The sequence below is a fragment of the Castellaniella sp. genome (assembly GCF_049673105.1).
Taxonomy (GTDB): Bacteria; Pseudomonadota; Gammaproteobacteria; order Burkholderiales; family Burkholderiaceae_B; genus Castellaniella.
This window is the reverse complement of record NZ_JBATXG010000031.1, coordinates 26,865-44,290: the sequence shown is the minus strand read 5'-3', so window position 1 is coordinate 44,290 and position 17,426 is coordinate 26,865. Positions and strand designations below refer to the sequence as shown.

Annotated in this window: 14 protein-coding genes; 9 read left to right on the top strand and 5 right to left on the bottom strand. The window is 63.9% G+C overall.

Features of this window, described 5'->3' with window-relative positions:
• A partial coding sequence (locus tag WBF69_RS11735; protein WP_424264327.1) for a uracil-DNA glycosylase occupies positions 1-628 on the top strand: 628 nt, incomplete at its 5' end.
• Positions 629-635: 7 nt separating this feature from the next.
• On the opposite strand, the gene lplT is transcribed toward WBF69_RS11735, so the two are convergent.
• Entirely contained in the window at positions 636-1,940 is a 1,305-nt protein-coding gene (gene lplT / locus WBF69_RS11730; protein ID WP_424264326.1) for a lysophospholipid transporter LplT, read from the bottom strand.
• Positions 1,941-2,126: 186 nt separating this feature from the next.
• Here lplT and smc point away from each other — a divergent pair, with 186 nt between their 5' ends.
• The 3 genes from smc to ligA are packed head-to-tail and all read left to right on the top strand — an operon-like array spanning position 2,127 to position 8,795.
• Positions 2,127-5,660, top strand: coding sequence for a chromosome segregation protein SMC (smc, locus tag WBF69_RS11725; protein WP_424264325.1), 3,534 nt, complete (start codon positions 2,127-2,129; stop codon positions 5,658-5,660).
• Positions 5,661-5,679: 19 nt separating this feature from the next.
• The gene (locus WBF69_RS11720; protein WP_424264324.1) at positions 5,680-6,672 is read left to right on the top strand and encodes a cell division protein ZipA C-terminal FtsZ-binding domain-containing protein; all 993 of its coding nucleotides are present in this window, start codon (positions 5,680-5,682) and stop codon (positions 6,670-6,672) included.
• The gene (gene ligA / locus WBF69_RS11715; RefSeq protein WP_424264323.1) at positions 6,669-8,795 is read left to right on the top strand and encodes an NAD-dependent DNA ligase LigA; all 2,127 of its coding nucleotides are present in this window, start codon (positions 6,669-6,671) and stop codon (positions 8,793-8,795) included. Before WBF69_RS11720 ends, ligA begins: the two co-directional genes overlap by 4 nt.
• A gap of 94 nt (positions 8,796-8,889) precedes the next feature.
• On the opposite strand, the gene WBF69_RS11710 is transcribed toward ligA, so the two are convergent.
• The 4 genes from WBF69_RS11710 to msrB are packed head-to-tail and all read right to left on the bottom strand — an operon-like array spanning position 8,890 to position 10,956.
• Positions 8,890-9,684, bottom strand: coding sequence for a peptidylprolyl isomerase (locus WBF69_RS11710; protein WP_424264322.1), 795 nt, complete (start codon positions 9,682-9,684; stop codon positions 8,890-8,892).
• Positions 9,681-9,986 carry a BolA family protein gene (locus WBF69_RS11705; protein WP_424264321.1) on the bottom strand — a complete coding sequence of 102 codons (306 nt, stop codon included), beginning with the start codon at positions 9,984-9,986 and terminating at the stop codon, positions 9,681-9,683. Before WBF69_RS11705 ends, WBF69_RS11710 begins: the two co-directional genes overlap by 4 nt.
• The gene (locus tag WBF69_RS11700) at positions 9,983-10,564 is read right to left on the bottom strand and encodes a septation protein A (RefSeq protein ID WP_424264320.1); all 582 of its coding nucleotides are present in this window, start codon (positions 10,562-10,564) and stop codon (positions 9,983-9,985) included. Before WBF69_RS11700 ends, WBF69_RS11705 begins: the two co-directional genes overlap by 4 nt.
• Positions 10,561-10,956 (bottom strand): peptide-methionine (R)-S-oxide reductase MsrB, encoded by a 396-nt coding sequence (gene msrB, locus WBF69_RS11695; RefSeq protein WP_424264319.1) that lies wholly within the window; start codon positions 10,954-10,956, stop codon positions 10,561-10,563. The genes WBF69_RS11700 and msrB overlap by 4 nt, the downstream gene beginning before the upstream one ends.
• Positions 10,957-11,227: 271 nt before the next feature.
• On the opposite strand from msrB, the gene WBF69_RS11690 reads away from it, so the two are divergent.
• From WBF69_RS11690 to WBF69_RS11670, 5 genes are all read left to right on the top strand, one after another.
• On the top strand, positions 11,228-12,397 hold the full coding sequence (locus tag WBF69_RS11690) for an ABC transporter substrate-binding protein (RefSeq protein ID WP_424264318.1): 1,170 nt from the start codon (positions 11,228-11,230) through the stop codon (positions 12,395-12,397).
• Between the two features lie 37 nt (positions 12,398-12,434).
• Positions 12,435-13,472, top strand: coding sequence for a branched-chain amino acid ABC transporter permease (locus WBF69_RS11685; RefSeq protein WP_424264317.1), 1,038 nt, complete (start codon positions 12,435-12,437; stop codon positions 13,470-13,472).
• Positions 13,473-13,476: 4 nt separating this feature from the next.
• On the top strand, positions 13,477-15,330 hold the full coding sequence (locus tag WBF69_RS11680) for an ABC transporter permease subunit (protein WP_424264316.1): 1,854 nt from the start codon (positions 13,477-13,479) through the stop codon (positions 15,328-15,330).
• On the top strand, positions 15,327-16,088 hold the full coding sequence (locus WBF69_RS11675; protein WP_424264315.1) for an ABC transporter ATP-binding protein: 762 nt from the start codon (positions 15,327-15,329) through the stop codon (positions 16,086-16,088). The genes WBF69_RS11680 and WBF69_RS11675 overlap by 4 nt, the downstream gene beginning before the upstream one ends.
• Positions 16,089-16,211: 123 nt before the next feature.
• The gene (locus WBF69_RS11670) at positions 16,212-17,411 is read left to right on the top strand and encodes an ABC transporter substrate-binding protein (protein ID WP_424264314.1); all 1,200 of its coding nucleotides are present in this window, start codon (positions 16,212-16,214) and stop codon (positions 17,409-17,411) included.
• Positions 17,412-17,426: the final 15 nt, after the last annotated feature.

Genomic DNA, 17,426 nt, shown 5'->3' with positions numbered 1-17,426 from the left:
GCCTGCCGTCGCGCCCCAGGTGGTGCCGATGGTGCAAGGCGCCGATCTGGACGCTTTGGCCGGGTTCATCCAGGCCTGTCAGCAATGTGCCCGACACGAGCAGCGCCTGCGGGCCGTTCCGGGCGCCGGGCGGACGGAGCGCCCCTATTACCTGATCGTCGCGGAACAACCGGGCATCGACGACGAAGTCGCCGGCCAGCCTTTCCAGGGGGATTCCGGTCGCCTGCTGGCCGCTATGCTGACTGCCGCGCGCTTGCCGAATGCGGATGAACGCTATGGCACCTACGTGATGAAATGCCGGGCGCCGGGCGGACACGAACCCGATCCGGCGGAGATCGCCGCCTGCAGGCCGTATTTGCACCGGGAAATCGATCTGCTGCGACCGCGCTGGATCCTGGCGCTGGGGCGGGTGGCGGCGCAGGCCGTGCTGGGCGGATCCGCCGATCTGGAGGCCTTGCGCGGCGCCTCGCACCCGTATCAGCCGGCCAATGGCCCCGCCATCCCGGTCTGGGTCACACATCAGCCGGCATCGTTATTGGTCCGATCGGCCCTGAAGGCCGAGGCCTGGCGCGATCTGGTCGGTCTGGCGCAGGCGGTCCGGGCAGCGGCGGAAAAATCCGACGCCTGATCCCCGGCTAGCGCAAGGCCGTGCCGTGCCCCGTCTGCCCGATCTGGCTTTCCAGTTCGGGGTGGGCGCGGTGGTTCAGGCGGTTCCACTGGATGAACACCAGCATCAGGCAGGCGACCAGGATGCCGAACAGGGCGATGATGGCGTTGATGGGCAGACCCAGCCACAGCATCAGGCTATAGACGGCCAGCATCAGCAAAATATTCAGTTGTTCGTTGAAATTCTGCACGGCGATGGAATGGCCGGCTGACAGCAGAACGTGGCCCCGGTGTTGCAGCAGCGCATTCATGGGCACCACGAAATACCCCGACAGACCGCCGATCAGCAGCAGCAGACAGTAGACGGCGAAGGGTTCGTAGACCAGGGGCATCAGCAGCACGATCAGCCCCATCACCACCCCGACGGGCAGCACCGACAAGGCGCGGCGCAGGGGTACGCGGCCAGCCAGCATGGCGCCGACGACGGTGCCGAAAGCGGCCACCCCCATCAGGACGGATGCCTGATCCAAGCGGTAGCCCAGGTGCTGGGCGCCCCATTCGATGACGATGAATTGCAGAGTGGCGCCGGCCCCCCAGAACAGGGTGGTGACCGCCAGGGAAATCTGCCCGAGCTTGTCCGACCAGAGAATCCGCACATAGTTGGCGAAGTTGCGGATCAAGGCGACGGGGTGGGTTTGCTGGCGCGGGTAGTAGGCGTGCGTGTCGGGGATCAGCAGATTGCAGATGGCGGCGGCGATATAGACCAGCCCGATCATCAGGATGGCGCATTGCGCGGTATTGTCGACCAGGCTGTCCACCCAGTCGAGGGACATCAGCCAGGCCGAAATAGCGGGACTGATCAGCGCGCCGCCCAGCACCGTGCCGACGATGACGGACAGAACCGTCAGGCCTTCGATCCAGCTATTGCCTTTGACCAGCAGTTCGGGGGGCAGCATTTCTGTGACGATGCCGTATTTGGCCGGGGAATAGGCGGCTGCTCCGATGCCGACAATCGTGTAGGCAGCGAAGATCAGGATCAGTTGATGGTCGTGGCTGAATCCGAAAGCCCCATAGCTGAACATCAGCAGACATCCCCAGGTCTTGAGCGCGTTGGAGGCGAACATGACCCGGCCCTTGGGGAAGGAATCCGCAAAGGCGCCGACAAAGGCCGCCAGCACGACGTAGGCCAGGGCAAACCACCATTTCATCATGGGGGCCATCCAGTCCGGGCCACTGAGATCGGCGATCAGGCCGATGGCAGCGATCAGCAAGGCGTTGTCCGCGATGGACGACAGCGCTTGCGCCGCCATGACCATATAAAAGCCTTTGTTCAATCGCAGACCCCGAAGTGGTTGATGATGGGTCGGCACCACAGTGCGCAACGGTAAAATCGAGTTGCAGTATAGCGGGTAACGGGGGGAAGGTCGGTCTGGACCGCACAGGCGGGACGGCGGGGGTCTTATCCCGGTGCGTTATCATACGCTGTTGCGATTCACCTGAATTTTGCCCACCAGACTTCCGTGCGCCTCACGCAGATAAAACTTGCCGGATTCAAGTCCTTTGTGGATCCGACCGTGATTCCCACGCCCAGTGAACTGGTCGGCGTGGTGGGTCCCAACGGCTGCGGGAAATCCAACATCATCGACGCCGTACGCTGGGTGCTGGGGGAAACCAAGGCCTCGGAACTGCGCGGCGCGTCGATGCAGGACGTGATCTTCAATGGCTCGGGCCAGCGCAAGCCCGCCGCCAGGGCATCGGTCGAACTGGTCTTTGACAACGCTCAGGGGCGGGCCGCCGGCCAATGGTCCACCTTTGCGGAAATCGCGGTGCGTCGCGTCCTGACGCGCGACGGCGCCAGCAGCTATTTCGTCAATAATCAGCCGGTGCGCCGGCGCGACATCCACGATATCTTCCTGGGGACCGGCCTGGGCGCGCGTGGCTACGCCATCATCGGCCAGGGCATGATCAATCGCCTGATCGAGGCTCGCCCCGAGGAATTGCGCGTCTATCTCGAAGAAGCCGCCGGGGTGTCCCGCTACAAGGAACGCCGCCGGGAAACGGAAAACCGGCTGCAGGACACGCGCGAAAACCTGACGCGCCTGGACGATATCCTGCGCGAACTGGCGGCACAGCTGGAAAAACTGGAATCCCAGGCGCAGGTGGCAGCCGATTACCGGGCGCTGCAGGCCGATGGCGAACTCAAGCAGCACGCTTTGTGGCTGCTGCGCGAGGAAGCCGCCCGCGCCAGCCGCCAGACTCTGGCGGTGGACACCGAACGCGCTCAGGCCGAACTGGAATCCGCCGTGGCCGGCTTGCGGTCCTTGGAAACCGACCTGGAATCCCGGCGCGAGGGGCATTTTTCCGCCAGCGAGGCGGTGCATCAGGCTCAGGGCCGGCTGTTCGAGGCCGGTGCTCAGGTCAGTCGTCTGGAAGCCGAGATCCGGCACGTGGTGGACTCTCGCCACCGCTTGCAGGCGCGTCGCACCCAGCTGCAGGCTCAGATGCAGGAATGGGGCGATCAGCAGACCCATAGCCAGGGCGCCATCGAAGACGTTCAGGAACAGATCGACGAAGCCCTGGCACGGGCTGAAATACTGGCTATCCAGGCGCAGTCGGCCCAGGACGGCCTGCCCGAACTGGATGCGCAGCTACGGGCCTTGAACCTGCAGCGCGATGAATGGCGGCGTGGCCTGTCGCGCACGGAACAAGATCTGGCGCTGGCTGCCCAGGCGCAGCGCGAAGCCGATCATCAGTGGCGTAGCCTGGATGACCGCCGTCAGCGCCTGCAAGCCGAACGCCAGGCGCTGGGCGCCCCCGATCCTGCCGAATTGCAGCGCTGGGAAGGCGAATGCAAGGTGGCCGATGCGCGCCTCGAAGAAGCCCAGGCCCGATTGCTGGAATTGGAAGCCCGCCAGCCGGATCTGGAAACGGCGCTGGCGCATACGCAGCAGGCCAGTCAGGCAGCGCGGCTGGATCTGGAAAGATTGGACGCACGCCGTCAGGCGCTGATCGCGCTGCAGGAAAAGATTCAATCCGAAGACGCGCTGGAACCCTGGCTGCAGCGCCAGGGGCTGCATCGTCTGGGCCGTCTGTGGCAGCAGTTGCAGGTGGATGCCGGCTGGGAATCCGCCCTGGAAGCCGTGCTGCATGAACGGATGAATGCGCTGGGTCTGCGCACGCTGGACCACGTGCAGGCCTTCGTGCAGGATGCTCCACCGTCCCGGCTGGCGTTTTACCAGACGCCTGATCAGGCGCCGGCGGCGCTGGCGGCGCCGAATGGCGCCGTGCCCTTGCTGGATCGGGTACGGACGCGGGATGCGGCCTTGCAGCCCTTGCTGGCCAGTTGGCTGCAGGGGGTGTTTGTCTCCGAAGGCTTGGGTCAGGCCCTGTCGCGTCGCCACGAATTGCCGCCTGCCGGCGTGTGGGTCGTCCAGGCCGGGCATCGGGTCGATGGCTGCAGCGTGCGTTTTTACGCCGCCGATTCCGAGCAGGCCGGCCTGCTGGCCCGCCAGCAGCAGATCGAAAATCTGGCGCGTGAGATCCGGGCGGCGCAGCTGATCGCCGACCAGGCGCTGGATGCCCATGCGCAGGCCGATGCCGAGCGCCGCGCCCTGGAACAGGCGCTGCAGCCGGCGCGTGTGCAGATTGCCGAGCGCATGCGGGCCCAGCACGACGCCAGGCTGCAGCATCACCAGATCAGCCAGCAGATGGCCCGCTCGGAAGAGCAAACCAACCGCCTGGATCGCGATCTGCAGGAAATCACGGCCCAGCAGATGGAACTGGCCAGCCGCCGCGACGAGGCCGAAGCGCGCTTTGAATCCTTGGATGCCGTGCTGGCCGAACAGCAGGAACGCCAGGCGGATCTGGATCTGCAGATCGAATCCCTGGCGCATCGGGCCGAACAGAGCCGTCAGCAGGGGCGAGACCAGGAACGTGCCGCCCAGGAAGCCGATTACGCGGTGCGGTCTTTGCGCCATCGTCTGGATGAGTTGCATCGCACCATGCAGCTGGCGTCCGAGCAAGCCCGGCGGTCCGGGGCCGAATTGGAATCCCTGCAAGGCGAATTGTTCGAGCTGGATGAGTCCGTCGCCCAGGCAGGTTTGCAGGACGCTCTGGAATCGCAGGCGGCCTGCGAAGAAGCCCTGCGCCAGGCGCGCCAGCAGCAGGACCACGCTGCCGCCGCCTTGCGCGAGGCCGACGAGGGCCGCCTGACGAGGGAACGTGCGCTGGACCCTTTGCGGGCGCGGATCACCGAACTGCAGTTGAAAGAACAGGCGTCGCGCCTGTCGGTGGAACAGTTCGCCGAACAGCTCGATGCCCGGCAGGTCGACCGCGCCGCTTTGCGGCGCCACTTGGCCGAACAGCCACCGCAATGGCAGCGGCTGGACTGGCTGCAATCCGAAGTCCAGCGGATTTCACGGCGTATCGAATCGCTGGGCGCCGTCAACCTGGCCGCGCTGGACGAACTGACCGCCGCCCGGGATCGCAAGGGCTTTCTGGACACCCAGCGGGCCGATTTGATGCTGGCCATCGACACCCTGGAAAATGCGATTCGCAAGATCGACCGGGAAACCCGCGAGTTGCTGTCTCAGACCTTTCAGCAGGTGAACCAGCATTTCGGTGAGCTGTTTCCGCAATTGTTCGGGGGCGGAGAAGCCCGCCTGACCATGACCGGTGACGAAATCCTGGATGCCGGGGTGCAGGTCATGGCGCAGCCGCCCGGAAAACGCAACAGCACGATTCACCTGCTGTCAGGGGGAGAAAAGGCCCTGACGGCAACGGCGCTGGTGTTCGCCCTGTTCAAGCTCAATCCGGCGCCATTCTGTTTGCTGGACGAGGTCGATGCGCCGCTGGATGATGCCAATACGGAACGCTATGCCAATCTGGTGCGGGGAATGAGCGGTCAGACGCAGTTCCTGTTTATCTCACATAATAAAATCGCCATGCAGATGGCGCGGCAACTGGTCGGTGTGACGATGCAGGAACAAGGTGTGTCGCGAATCGTGGCGGTGGATATGGATTCAGCCTTGCAGTGGGTCGCCGAGGCGGTCTGAACAGGATAACGAGGTCTTTATGAGCGACTTGCAGATTTTGCTGATTTCGATAGGGGCAGCCCTGATTGTCATTGTCCTGCTGTACAACGGCTGGCAGGAATGGCGGGCGCGACGCAGCATGCGGACGACGCTGCCTGAATCCGAACAAGATGTGCTCATGCAGGACATCCAGCCCAGGCGGGAACCCAGCCTTTGGGAATCTGCCCGCGCCGTTGCGGTGGACGAGTCCCCCGAAATCGACCCGGCCTGTGAAGCCGTGATCGATATCGCTCTGGTGCATCCGGTCTCGGGGGAATCCTTGAACGAGGCGGTGCAGTCCATCGTGCGAGTGGGCAAGAAGCCCGTGCGCGTCTTTGCCGAGCGCGAGGGCGGCGGTCATCGCACCCGGCTGCGACCTGAAGAATCCTACGTGGCGCTGCAGCTGGCCGTCGTGATGGCCAATCGGGGCGGCGCCCTGACGGCCATCGAATGGTCGAACCTGTGGACATTGGCCCAGAATCTGGCCGAGCGCTTCGATGGCCAGATCGAGGCCCCGGAACAGGACGTCGTCCTGAACCAGGCCGCCGAGCTGGATGCCCGATGCGCGGCCATGGATGCTCAGGTCGGCCTGATTTTGCAGTTGGCGGTGCCGCGTGCCCCCGCCGCCATTACCGCCGCCGCCGCCGAGGCCGGTTTTGTGCAGGCGCGCGGACAGTGGGCCTGGATGGCTGAAAATGGCTTGCCACGCTTTGTACTGCAGGTCGATCAGTCAGCTGGCGATCTCAGCCATCGGGCCGATCTGATTCTGGACGTGCCCAACAGCATTCCGGATGATCAGGCCTTCAGCCGCATGGTTGCCGTGGGGCGCGATCTGGCGCAGCGCCTGGAGGCCCACGTGCTGGATGATCAGGGCCGTACCTTTCAGGATGCCTCGGCGCCCGCCATCGACAAGCAGATCAGCGCGCTGTACGATCAGTTGGATCAGGCCGGTTTTCTGGCGGGCACCGAACGCACGGCCCGGGTGTTTTCGTGACCGATGATGCGCTGCGCCAGCGCCTGCTGGCCTTGCGGACCGAGATCGAGGCCCACAACCATCGTTATTACGTGCTGGATGATCCCTCGGTGTCGGATGCGCACTATGACCGCCTGATGGCGGACTTGCAAGCCATCGAACATGACCATCCCGATTGGGTGACCCCGGATTCTCCGACCCAGCGGGTCGGCGCGGCACCTGCCGGGCATTTTGCGCCGGTGCGGCACGCCGTGCGCATGCTGTCCTTGGGCAATGCCTTCGAAGATCAGGACATTCTGGCGTTTGATGAACGGGTGACGGGGATTTTGCTGGAATCCGGCCTGTTGACCCCGACCGGGCAGGTGGATCAGGCCGATGGGCCGCAGCATGAACTGTTCCCGGCGCCGGGCGCCGGCAAGCAGCCCGCGCACGGCGTGGCCTATGTGGCGGAATACAAATTCGACGGCCTGGCGGTCAGCCTGCGCTACGAGCAGGGCCGGCTGACGCAGGCGGCGACCCGGGGTGATGGCTCGGAAGGCGAGGACATCACCGCCAATATCCGCACGCTGCGATCCGTGCCGCTGCGTTTGCACGGCGACGCTGCGCCTGCGGTGCTGGAAGTGCGCGGCGAAGTCCTGATGGCGCGGGCGGATTTTGCCCGCCTGAACGAACAGCAGCTGGCGCGGCGAGAAAAGCCGTTCGTCAATCCGCGCAATGCCGCAGCCGGTAGCTTGCGTCAGTTGGACCCCCAGGTGACCGCACAGCGGCCTCTGCGGTTTTATGCGTACGGCTGGGGCCAGATTCAGGATGCTGCCGGTCATGATTTGCGGCCTCGGGCCACGCAGGCCGCCATGCTGGATTGGTTGGCGGGTTTTGGTTTTGCCGTCAGCCCCGGGCGGCAGCACTGTCGGGGGGCTGCGGAACTGCTGCGCTTTTATGCCGCCGTCGGCGCCGCGCGGGCCAGTCTGCCTTACGACATCGACGGGGTGGTCTACAAGGTCGATGATCTGCGGGCGCAGGAAGTCCTGGGTTTTGTCGCGCGCGCGCCGCGCTTTGCCATTGCCCACAAATTTCCCGCCCAGGAAGAAACCACCCGCTTGCTGGGCATCGATGTTCAGGTCGGACGCACCGGAGCGCTGACGCCGGTAGCCCGGTTGCAGCCGGTATTCGTCGGCGGCGTGACCGTGACGAATGCGACTTTGCACAACGAGGATGAAATCCATCGTAAAGACGTGCGCATCGGCGATACCGTCATCGTGCGTCGCGCCGGCGACGTGATCCCCGAGGTCGTCGGTCCGGTGCTGGAACTGCGCCCGGCGGACGCGCTGCCCTTTGATCTGCTGGCGGTCTGTCCCGTTTGCCCGGTCTGTGGTTCGGCCATCGAAAGGCTGGAAGGCGAGGCGATCACCCGTTGCACCGGCGGCTTGTTCTGCCCCGCGCAGCGCAAACAGACGCTGTGGCATGCCGCCAGCCGCAAGGCCCTGGACATCGACGGTCTGGGCGACAAATTGATTGAACAACTGGTGGATGGGGGGCGTGTCAGCACCCTGGCGGATCTGTATGGGCTGGGCGAACTGGAATTGTCCACTTACCCGCGCATGGGGCAGAAATCCGCGCAGAATCTGGTGCAGGCCATAGACCAGAGCCGCCGCCCGCCGCTCTCGCGGCTGCTGTATGCCTTGGGCATCCGCCATGTGGGCGACACCACTGCGCGCGATGTCGCCCGCCATTTCGGGTCCATGCAGGCCATCATGGATGCCTCCGAAGACGATCTGCTGCAGGTGCCGGACGTGGGGCCGGTGGTTGCGGCTTCCATCCGCCGCTTTTTCGCCGAAGCGCATAACCGCGAAGTGGTCGCTGCGCTGCAGGCAGCGGGGGTCGAACCGCAGGCCGATGTCGCCCCGGCTGGCGCCAAACCCCTGGCCGGTAAAACGCTGGTCTTGACCGGTACGATGCCCACCCTGACGCGCGACGAAGCCACGCGCCGGATCCTCGCGGCAGGCGGCAAGGTCAGCGGTTCGGTATCGCGCAAAACCGCCTGGGTGGTCGCCGGCGATGAAGCCGGCAGCAAGCTGGCCAAGGCAGAAGAGCTGGGTGTCCCGGTGCTGGACGAGGCCGGCCTGCTGGCGCTGCTGAGCGGGTGATCGGATTTCGTCCCGGACGGGGGCAATCATGAAAAAAGCGGCTTTCCGTGAAGGAAAGCCGCTCTGTCGGTGAGCCGAATGGGCCCTGGCGTGATTATTTCTCAGCGCTCTTGTCTACGATCTTGGCGTCCTTTATCAGGCCCTTCTGGTATTCGCTCAGGGCTTGCTGGCGCATCATTTCTTCCAGCTGAGGCTTGGCTTCGTCAAAGGATGGGAAAGTGACAGGCCGCTCGTCTTCGACCTGGATCACATGCCAGCCGAACTGGGTCTGGACCGGCGCGCTGCTGATCTGGCCTTTCTTCATGCTTTCCACTGCCTGGGCGAATTCGGGCACGTAGTTGCTGGTCGGGCCCCAGCCCAGTTCGCCGCCGTTCTTGCCGCTGCCGGTGTCGATGGAGTCTTTTTTCGCTGCGGCTTCAAAGGTGACCTTTTTCGCCTTGATGGACTTGATCAGGGCTTTGGCCTGGTCTTCTTCCTTGACCAGAATGTGACGCAGCTTGTATTCCTTGCGGTCGCCCTGGTCGGCCTTGATGGTGTCGTATTCTTTTTTCAGATCGGCTTCGGTGACGGGGTTGTCCTTCAGGTGCTTGGCCATCAGGGCGCGCACCAGGATGCTTTGCGAAGCCAGTTCGGTTTCCTGCTGGACGGCGGGGTCTTTTTGCAGCCCGGCCTTTTCGGCGGCCTGGACGGCGACCAAGCGGTTGATCATTTCCTGCTTGACCTGCGCGCGCAGCTGCGGGGAGTCCTGCGCGCCCTGGCTGACGAGCAGGCTGACGAACTGGTCGAATTTGGCTTGGGAAATCCCCTGGCCGTTGACTGTGACGAGATCCTTGGCATAGACCGGCAGCGCCAGAGAGCAGGCCAGAGCCACAACAGCAATACGTTTCATGAAAGTCCTTGGTTGGGGGGAATGCTGGCCTCAATGGCCAATGCGTGAATCGGATGAGGCATCAGGTCCCGCACGCAATCATACACAAGGCGATGGCGTGCCAGGGTTCCCAGCCCCTCGAACTGTTTGGACACGATTTTCACTCGAAAGTGCCGTGCACCGCCTTGGGCGCCCGCATGCCCGACATGCAGATGGGATTCGTCGATCAGATCGAGCGAGTCCGGCGCCAACTGCTGCAGCCGGTCCAGCAGTTGGCGGCGAAGGTCGTCAGCATCCGAAACGGGCGGCGTTCCGGCTGTCATGAGGGATCCGTGGGTTTGGCGGGGGGCGTGTCGGTCGAGGCATCGGCCTGAATGTGCCGACCCAGCCATACCGACTGCACGACCACGAAAAGCAGCAGCAGGATCATCAGGCCGAAGACCTTGAAATTGACCCATTGCGATTCCGTGAACCGCCCGGAAAAGGCGACATACAGGTTCAGCGCCCCGGAGGCGATGAAAAATCCTGCCCAACTGTCGTTCAGACGATTCCAGGCCTGGTCGGGCAGCGCGACTTTGTCGCCCATCAGGCGGCGCATCAGATTGCGACCGGTGAACAGACGCGCGCCCAGAAGAATCACGGCGAACAGCCAGTACAGGACCGTGGGCTTCCATTTGATGAAGGTGTCGTCGTGCAACAGCAGCGTCGCGCCGCCGAATACGACGATGACCGTCAGATTGATCCAGTGCGTGCCTTCGATGGTGCGGCGCGTCAGGCGCAGCCACAGGATCTGGGCGATGGATGCCGCCATGGCGACGCCTGTGGCGACGTAGATGTCGGCAAAGCGGAAGGCCAGGAAAAACAGGATCAGAGGGAAAAGGTCGAAAAGAAGCTTTTTCATTCGGCCGGAGTGAAGGTCAGTGAAAGGGAATTGATGCAGTAGCGCAGACCGGTCGGCGCGGGGCCGTCGGGAAATACATGGCCCAGATGCGCGCCGCAGGCGGCGCACAGGGTTTCGATGCGGATCATACCGTGGCTGGTGTCGCGTTCTTCGCGGATGCGGTCCGGGGCGATCGGTTCGAAATAGCTGGGCCAGCCGCAACCGGCGTCGAATTTGGCGTCGGAAACGAACAAAGGCGTACCGCAGCACACGCAAGCGTAGGTGCCCGCCTGAGAATGATCCCAATAGCGACCGGTGAACGGACGTTCGGTATGTTTGAGACGCGTGACGGCGAACTCGTCCGGCGTCAGCTGTTCACGCCATTGGGCGTCGGTGCGTGTGACCTTATCCACGGAAAGCCAGTATTCGGTCTCTAAATCAGTAACTTGCTTATCTTAAACGACTTTTCCGGCGCTGTCCCTGGCTTGTCATCTTGGGTTTCATTTTGGCGGCCGTCGGGTTTTTTGCCGATATTCAGCAGCAAATTGCGTGTGCCTGAGATAATATGGCGCGCAGTTATGATTCATGCTGAAAACGGGCGGATTTGTCATCAGGGATTGCATAAAACCACCCGATAGAAAATTTTGATCCGCTATTGCAGCGCTCAACTACACGGAGACCACCATGATATCTACCCGTTCCTTTCGGCTGACTGTGGGGGTTGCCGCCCTGCTGGCTGCCTTGCCGCTGGCCGCCACTGCTCAGATCAAGGTCGGCGTGACCGTATCGGCCACCGGGCCGGCGGCTTCACTGGGGATCCCGGAACGGGACACGGTTGCGCTGCTGCCCACGCAGATCGGCGGCGAATCCGTGCAGTACATCATCCTGGACGATGCCACGGATACCACGCAGGCGGTCAAGAACATCCGTAAGTTCACGGCGGATGATCAGGTGGACGTGGTGCTCGGCACCTCGGTGACGCCCGCCTCGTTGGCCATGTCGGACGTGGCGGCGGAAACCGGGACGCCCATGATCAGCGTGGCGGCCAATGCCAAGCTGGTCGAGCCGGTGGAAGGCCCGCGCAAATGGATTTTCAAGACTCCGCAAAACGATGCGCTGATGGCCGGCGCCTTGGCCGACGCGATGGTCAAACAGAACGTGAAAACGCTGGGCTTTATTGGCTTTAGCGATGCCTACGGCGATGGTTGGCTGCAGGAAATGAAGGCTGCGGCAGAAGCCAAGGGCATTAAAGTCGTGGCTGCGGAACGCTTCGCCCGACCCGACACCAGCGTGACGGGCCAGGTGCTGAAGCTGCTGTCCGCCAAACCGGATGGCATTCTGATTGCTGCGTCGGGCACGCCGGTGGCGCTGCCGCAGCGCGAACTGGTCGAGCGTGGCTACAAGGGCCAGATCTACCAGACCCACGGCGCAGCCAACAGCGACGTGCTGCGGGTCTGCGGCAAGGCCTGCAACGGCATGATCCTGCCCGCCGGCCCGCTGCTGGTGGCGGAACAGCTGCCCGACAGCAATCCCGTGAAAAAGAGCGCCCTGGTGTACGTGCAGGCCTACGAGGGCAAGTACGGCGCCGGGACCACGAACACCTTCGGCGGCCACATGTGGGATGCGGGCCAGCTGATCAACGACGCGATCCCGCGCGCCCTGAAGACCGGGGCCAAGCCGGGTACGGCGGAATTCCGCGCAGCGCTGCGCGACGCCTTGGAACAGGTCAAGGAACTGCCGGCTTCCCAGGGGATCTTCACCATGAGCCCGACCGACCACGCAGGCCTGGACACGCGTGGCCGGGTCATGGTCAAAGTCGTCGATGGCAAATGGACCTATCAGCCGGATCTGTGAACATGATGATGGTTGGCTGCAAGCGCACGGAGCTGGCGTGGATCTGACGATTGCCCTGATTCTGCTGCAGGACGGCATCCTGAATGGCGCCATCTATGCCTTGCTCGGGCTGGCGCTGGTGCTGGTGTTCCTGGTGACCAGAGTGATTCTGATCCCGCAAGGAGAATTCGTCACGTTCGGGGCGCTGTCGCTGGCTTTCCTGGCCAATGGCAGGGTACCCGGCACGGCGTATTTGCTGGTGTTGCTGGGCGGTCTGGTCTGTCTGGCCGAGGCTGTCTCAGCCTGGCGCGCGCATCAGTGGCGCGGGTATGGGCGCACCTTGGCCTGGGCCTTGGCCTTGCCGCTGGTCTTGCTGGCGCTGGCTCCCCAGGTGGCCGGGGCAGGGGTGCCTTTGCCGGTGCAGGTCTTGTTTGCCCTGATGCTGGTCATTCCCATGGGGCCGATGATCTATCGCCTGGTCTATCAGTCGGTGGAGCAGGCCAGCGTACTGGTGCTGCTCATCATTTCCGTGGCGGTGCATTTTGCGCTGACCGGCCTGGGCCTGCTGTTTTTCGGCGCCGAGGGCTGGCGCGTGCCGGCGCTGGTCGAGGGCAGCGTGCAGATCGGTCCGGTGGAATGGACTGCCCAGACCTTTGTCGTGCTGGGGCTGTGCGCTGTATTGATTCTTGCGCTGTGGCTGTTTTTCAGCCGCACTCTGTATGGCCGCGCTCTGCGGGCCACCGCCGTCAACCGCCGAGGCGCCCGGCTGGTCGGTATCAGCACGCGGGTGGCGGGCAGTCTGACGTTCACGTTGGCGGCTGCGATCGGCGCGCTGTCCGGCATGCTGATCGCCGCCATGACGACCATTTACTACGACACCGGTTTTCTGATCGGCCTGAAAGGCTTTGTCGCCGCCATTTTCGGCGGCTTGGCCAGCTACCCCGTGGCAGCGGCAGGCGCTCTGTTCGTCGGTGTGCTGGAAGCATTCTCTTCGTTCTGGGCCAGCCCCTTCAAGGAAGCGATCGTGTTCACGCTGATCATTCCGGTGCTGCTGTGGCGCTCGTTCGGCAGTGTGCAGCTGGACGAGGAGGACTGATTCCATGCATCGTTTCTGGATAAAGGGGCTGGCGCTGCTGGTCCTGGCGCTGCTGCCCTGGATACCGGGGGTGCCGGCGTTCTGGATCACGCAGATGAATTACATCGGGCTGTACAGTCTGGTGGTCCTGGGGCTGGTCCTGCTGACCGGTGTGGGCGGGCTGACGTCCTTCGGACAGTCCGCTTTTGTCGGCTTGGGCGCGTATGCCACCGCCTGGCTGACGACGGCCATGGGGGTCTCGCCCTGGCTGGGCCTGCTGGCCGGCCTGCTGCTGACCTGTCTGGTGGCCTATGGGCTGGGCGTCATCACCTTGCGTCTGTCCGGGCACTATCTGCCGCTGTGCACGCTGGCCTGGTGTCTGGCCTTGTACTACCTGTACGGCAATCTGGATTTTCTGGGACGCTATGACGGGATCGCCGGCATTCCGCCGCTGATGCTGGGCGGCTGGTCGCTGGCGGCCAGCGAGTCCATGTACCTGCTGATCTGGCTGGTGCTGCTGCTGGCGCTGTGGGCCACGCATAATCTGCTGGATTCCCGTGCGGGGCGTGCCATCCGCGCCTTGCGCAGCGGCTCGATGGCGGAATCCTTTGGCGTCGATCTGGCGCATTACAAGGTGGTGATCTTTGTCTATGCCGCCTTGCTGGGCAGTGTGTCCGGCTGGTTGTATGCGCATATGCAGCGGGCCGTCAGCCCCAGCCCCTTTGGCCTGGGTTATGGCATCGAATACCTGTTCATGGCGGTGGTGGGCGGCGCCGGCAGCGTCTGGGGGGCGGTCGCCGGCACGGCGGCGGTGCTGATCCTGAAGGACCAACTGCAGAACGTGCTGCCCAAACTGGTCGGCACCGGCGTCAACCTGGAACTGCTGGCATTTGGCGTGCTGATGATTCTGGTGCTGCAATATGCTCGCGACGGCCTGTGGCCGGTGCTGGCGCGGATTGGGCAATGGCTGGGCAGGTGGCTGCCTGCCGGAGTGCCGGATCGGCAGCAGCCGGGCAGGGCAGCCGATCTGCCGCGGCGCGCCTTGCCGCCGTCCGGGCAGCTTGTGCTGGACGTCGACCGGGTGCGCAAGGAATTCGGCGGACTGGTCGCGGTGAACGACATCAGCTTTCAGTTGCGGGCCGGCGAGATCATGGGGCTGATCGGCCCCAATGGCGCGGGCAAGAGCACGACCTTCAATCTGCTCAGCGGGGTGACGCCGCTGAGCGGCGGTCAGGTGCGGTTCATGGGCGACCGCATTGACGGTCGCCCGGCCCATGACATCGCCCGCCGGGGCCTGGCGCGCAGCTTTCAGCACGTGCAGTTGCTGCCGGACATGACGGTGCTGGACAACGTCGCCTTGGGCGCGCATTTGCGCAGCCGGGCCGGCGTGCTCGCAGCCGCCTTGCGGCTGGATCGGGCGAGCGAAGCGTCGCTGCTGCAAGAGGCCGCGCGTCAGCTGGAACGGGTCGGCCTGGGCGATGTCATGCATCAGCCTGCCGGCAGCCTGCCGCTGGGCCGCCAGCGCATCGTGGAAATCGCCCGCGCCCTGTGCGGCGATCCCCTGCTGCTGTTGCTGGATGAACCGGCTGCCGGTCTGCGTTATCAGGAAAAGCAGGCGCTGGCCGCCGTGCTGGATCAACTGCGCCGCGAGGGCATGAGCCTGCTGCTGGTGGAACACGATATGGATTTCGTTATGAAATTGACCGATCATCTGCTGGTCATGGATTTCGGCACCCAGTTGGCGGAAGGCGTGCCGGCGGACATCCAGACCAATCCCGCCGTGCTGGAAGCCTATCTGGGCGGTCTCGACGATGACTGGGATGTCGCCGTGCCGGCGGCGGATTCCGCCGTCGGCCTGCCTCGGGAGGCCGTGTCGTGACGGTGGATTCAGAGACCATTCTGTCGGTCCAGGGGCTGTCGGCGCAGTACGGCAAGGTCGCCGCGCTGGATCCGCTGGATCTGACGGTCGGGCGGGGCCAGATCGTGACGGTCATCGGCGCCAACGGAGCCGGGAAATCGACTCTGCTCAATGCCCTGATGGGAGCTTTGCCGCAGCGCGGACATAGCCAGGGCCAGGTGCTGTTCCAGGGGCAGGCCATCCAGGATTGGGACATCGAACGCCGGGTAGGCTTGGGGCTGACCCTGGTGCCCGAACGGCGTGAACTTTTCGCCAGCATGTCGGTGCACGACAATCTGCTGCTGGGCGGGTTCCGCCTGTATCGGGCGGGTGTGCGCGGGTGGCGGGATACGCTGGACGAGGTCTACGCCTTGTTTCCGCGCTTGCGCGAACGGGCCGACCAGGCGGCGGGAACCCTGTCCGGGGGCGAGCGGCAGATGCTGGCGGTGGGCCGCGCCCTGATGGCCCGGCCATCCTTGTTGATGCTGGACGAACCCAGCCTGGGACTCGCGCCCCGCGTCGTGCGGGAAATCTTCCAGATCATCGCTAAGCTGCGCCGCACCGGGGTTTCCATCCTGCTGGTCGAACAGAACGCGCGGGCAGCCCTGCACGTGGCCGACGCCGGCTACGTCCTGGAAACCGGGTCTGTCGTTTTGCATGGCGCCGCCTCGATGCTGGCCGGCCACCCCCGAGTCATAGAAAGCTATCTAGGGCTTTCTGGAGCGCCACAGAAATCTTGAGGGTTCTATCGCATTGACGCGCCCGCAGCACCGGCGATACGCTCGAAGGGCAGCCCGCTCGGGGTATCCTGATCCTGTGTCCAGGGCTACGCAACACACAAGCATAATCAAGGGAGGCATTCCATGAAAATGAAGAAGCTGTTGCTGTGTCTGGCGATTTCTGCGGCGATTCCCCAGTTCGCCGGTGCAGCCGAGCCCCTGCGCATCGGCATCCTGAACGATCAGTCCGGTCTGTATTCGGATTTTGGCGGCGCCACATCGGTGACGGCGGCCCGGATGGCGGTGGATGACTTCGGCGGCGAGGTGCTGGGCCGCAAAATCGAGGTGTTGTCCGCCGACCACCAGAACAAGACCGACATCGCCACGTCTGTCGCTCGCAAATGGTTCGATCTGGACCATGTCGAGATGATCGGCGATCTGACCAATTCGGCGGTGGCTCTGGCGGTGCAGGGGCTGGCCCAGGAAAAGGGCAAGATCACGATTGCCTCCGGACCGTTTTCGGCTGCCCTGACCGGCAAGGCATGTTCTCCGACCGGCTTTCACTGGACGTTCGACACGTATGCCTCATCGGTGGGAACCGCCACCGGCCTGGTCAAGGAAGGCGCCAAGACCTGGTTCATCCTGGGGGCTGACTACGCCTATGGCAAGCAACTGGCGGCGGACCTGACCAAGGTCGTGACCAAAAATGGCGGCCAGGTCGTCGGCGAAGTCTTCCATCCGGTGGGTGCGTCGGATTTCGCCTCTTTCCTGTTGCAGGCCCAATCCTCTGATGCCCAGGCCGTCGCCCTGGCCAATGCAGGGTCCGATACCAGCAACAGCATCAAGCAGGCAGCCGAATTCGGCCTGACCAAAGGGGGGCAGAAACTGGTGGCCTTGGGCATCGTGATCAGCGATGTGCATGCGCTGGGTTTGGAAAAGGCGCAGGGCCTGGTGGCGACCACCCCGTTCTACTGGGACAGGGACGATGTCAGCCGCGCATTTTCCGCAAAATTTGAAAAACTGACGGAACGCAAACCCGGGATGGTGCAGGCCGGTGTGTATTCATCCACGCTGCATTACCTGAAAGCGGTCAAGGCGGCGGGCACGACGGACGGCAAGGCGGTGGCGGAAAAGATGCGCGAACTGCCGGTCGAAGACTTCTTTGCGCATCACGGAGAGGTCCGCAAGGACGGCTGGATGGCCCACGATATGTATCTGGTCCAGGTCAAGACCCCGGCGGAATCCAAAGGGCCGTGGGATTACTACCGGATCCTGCGTACCCTGCCAGCCGAACTGGTCTCGGTGCCTTTGTCCGAAAGCGCCTGCCCGCTGGTGAAGGGCTGACTCTCTGGGCCGCCG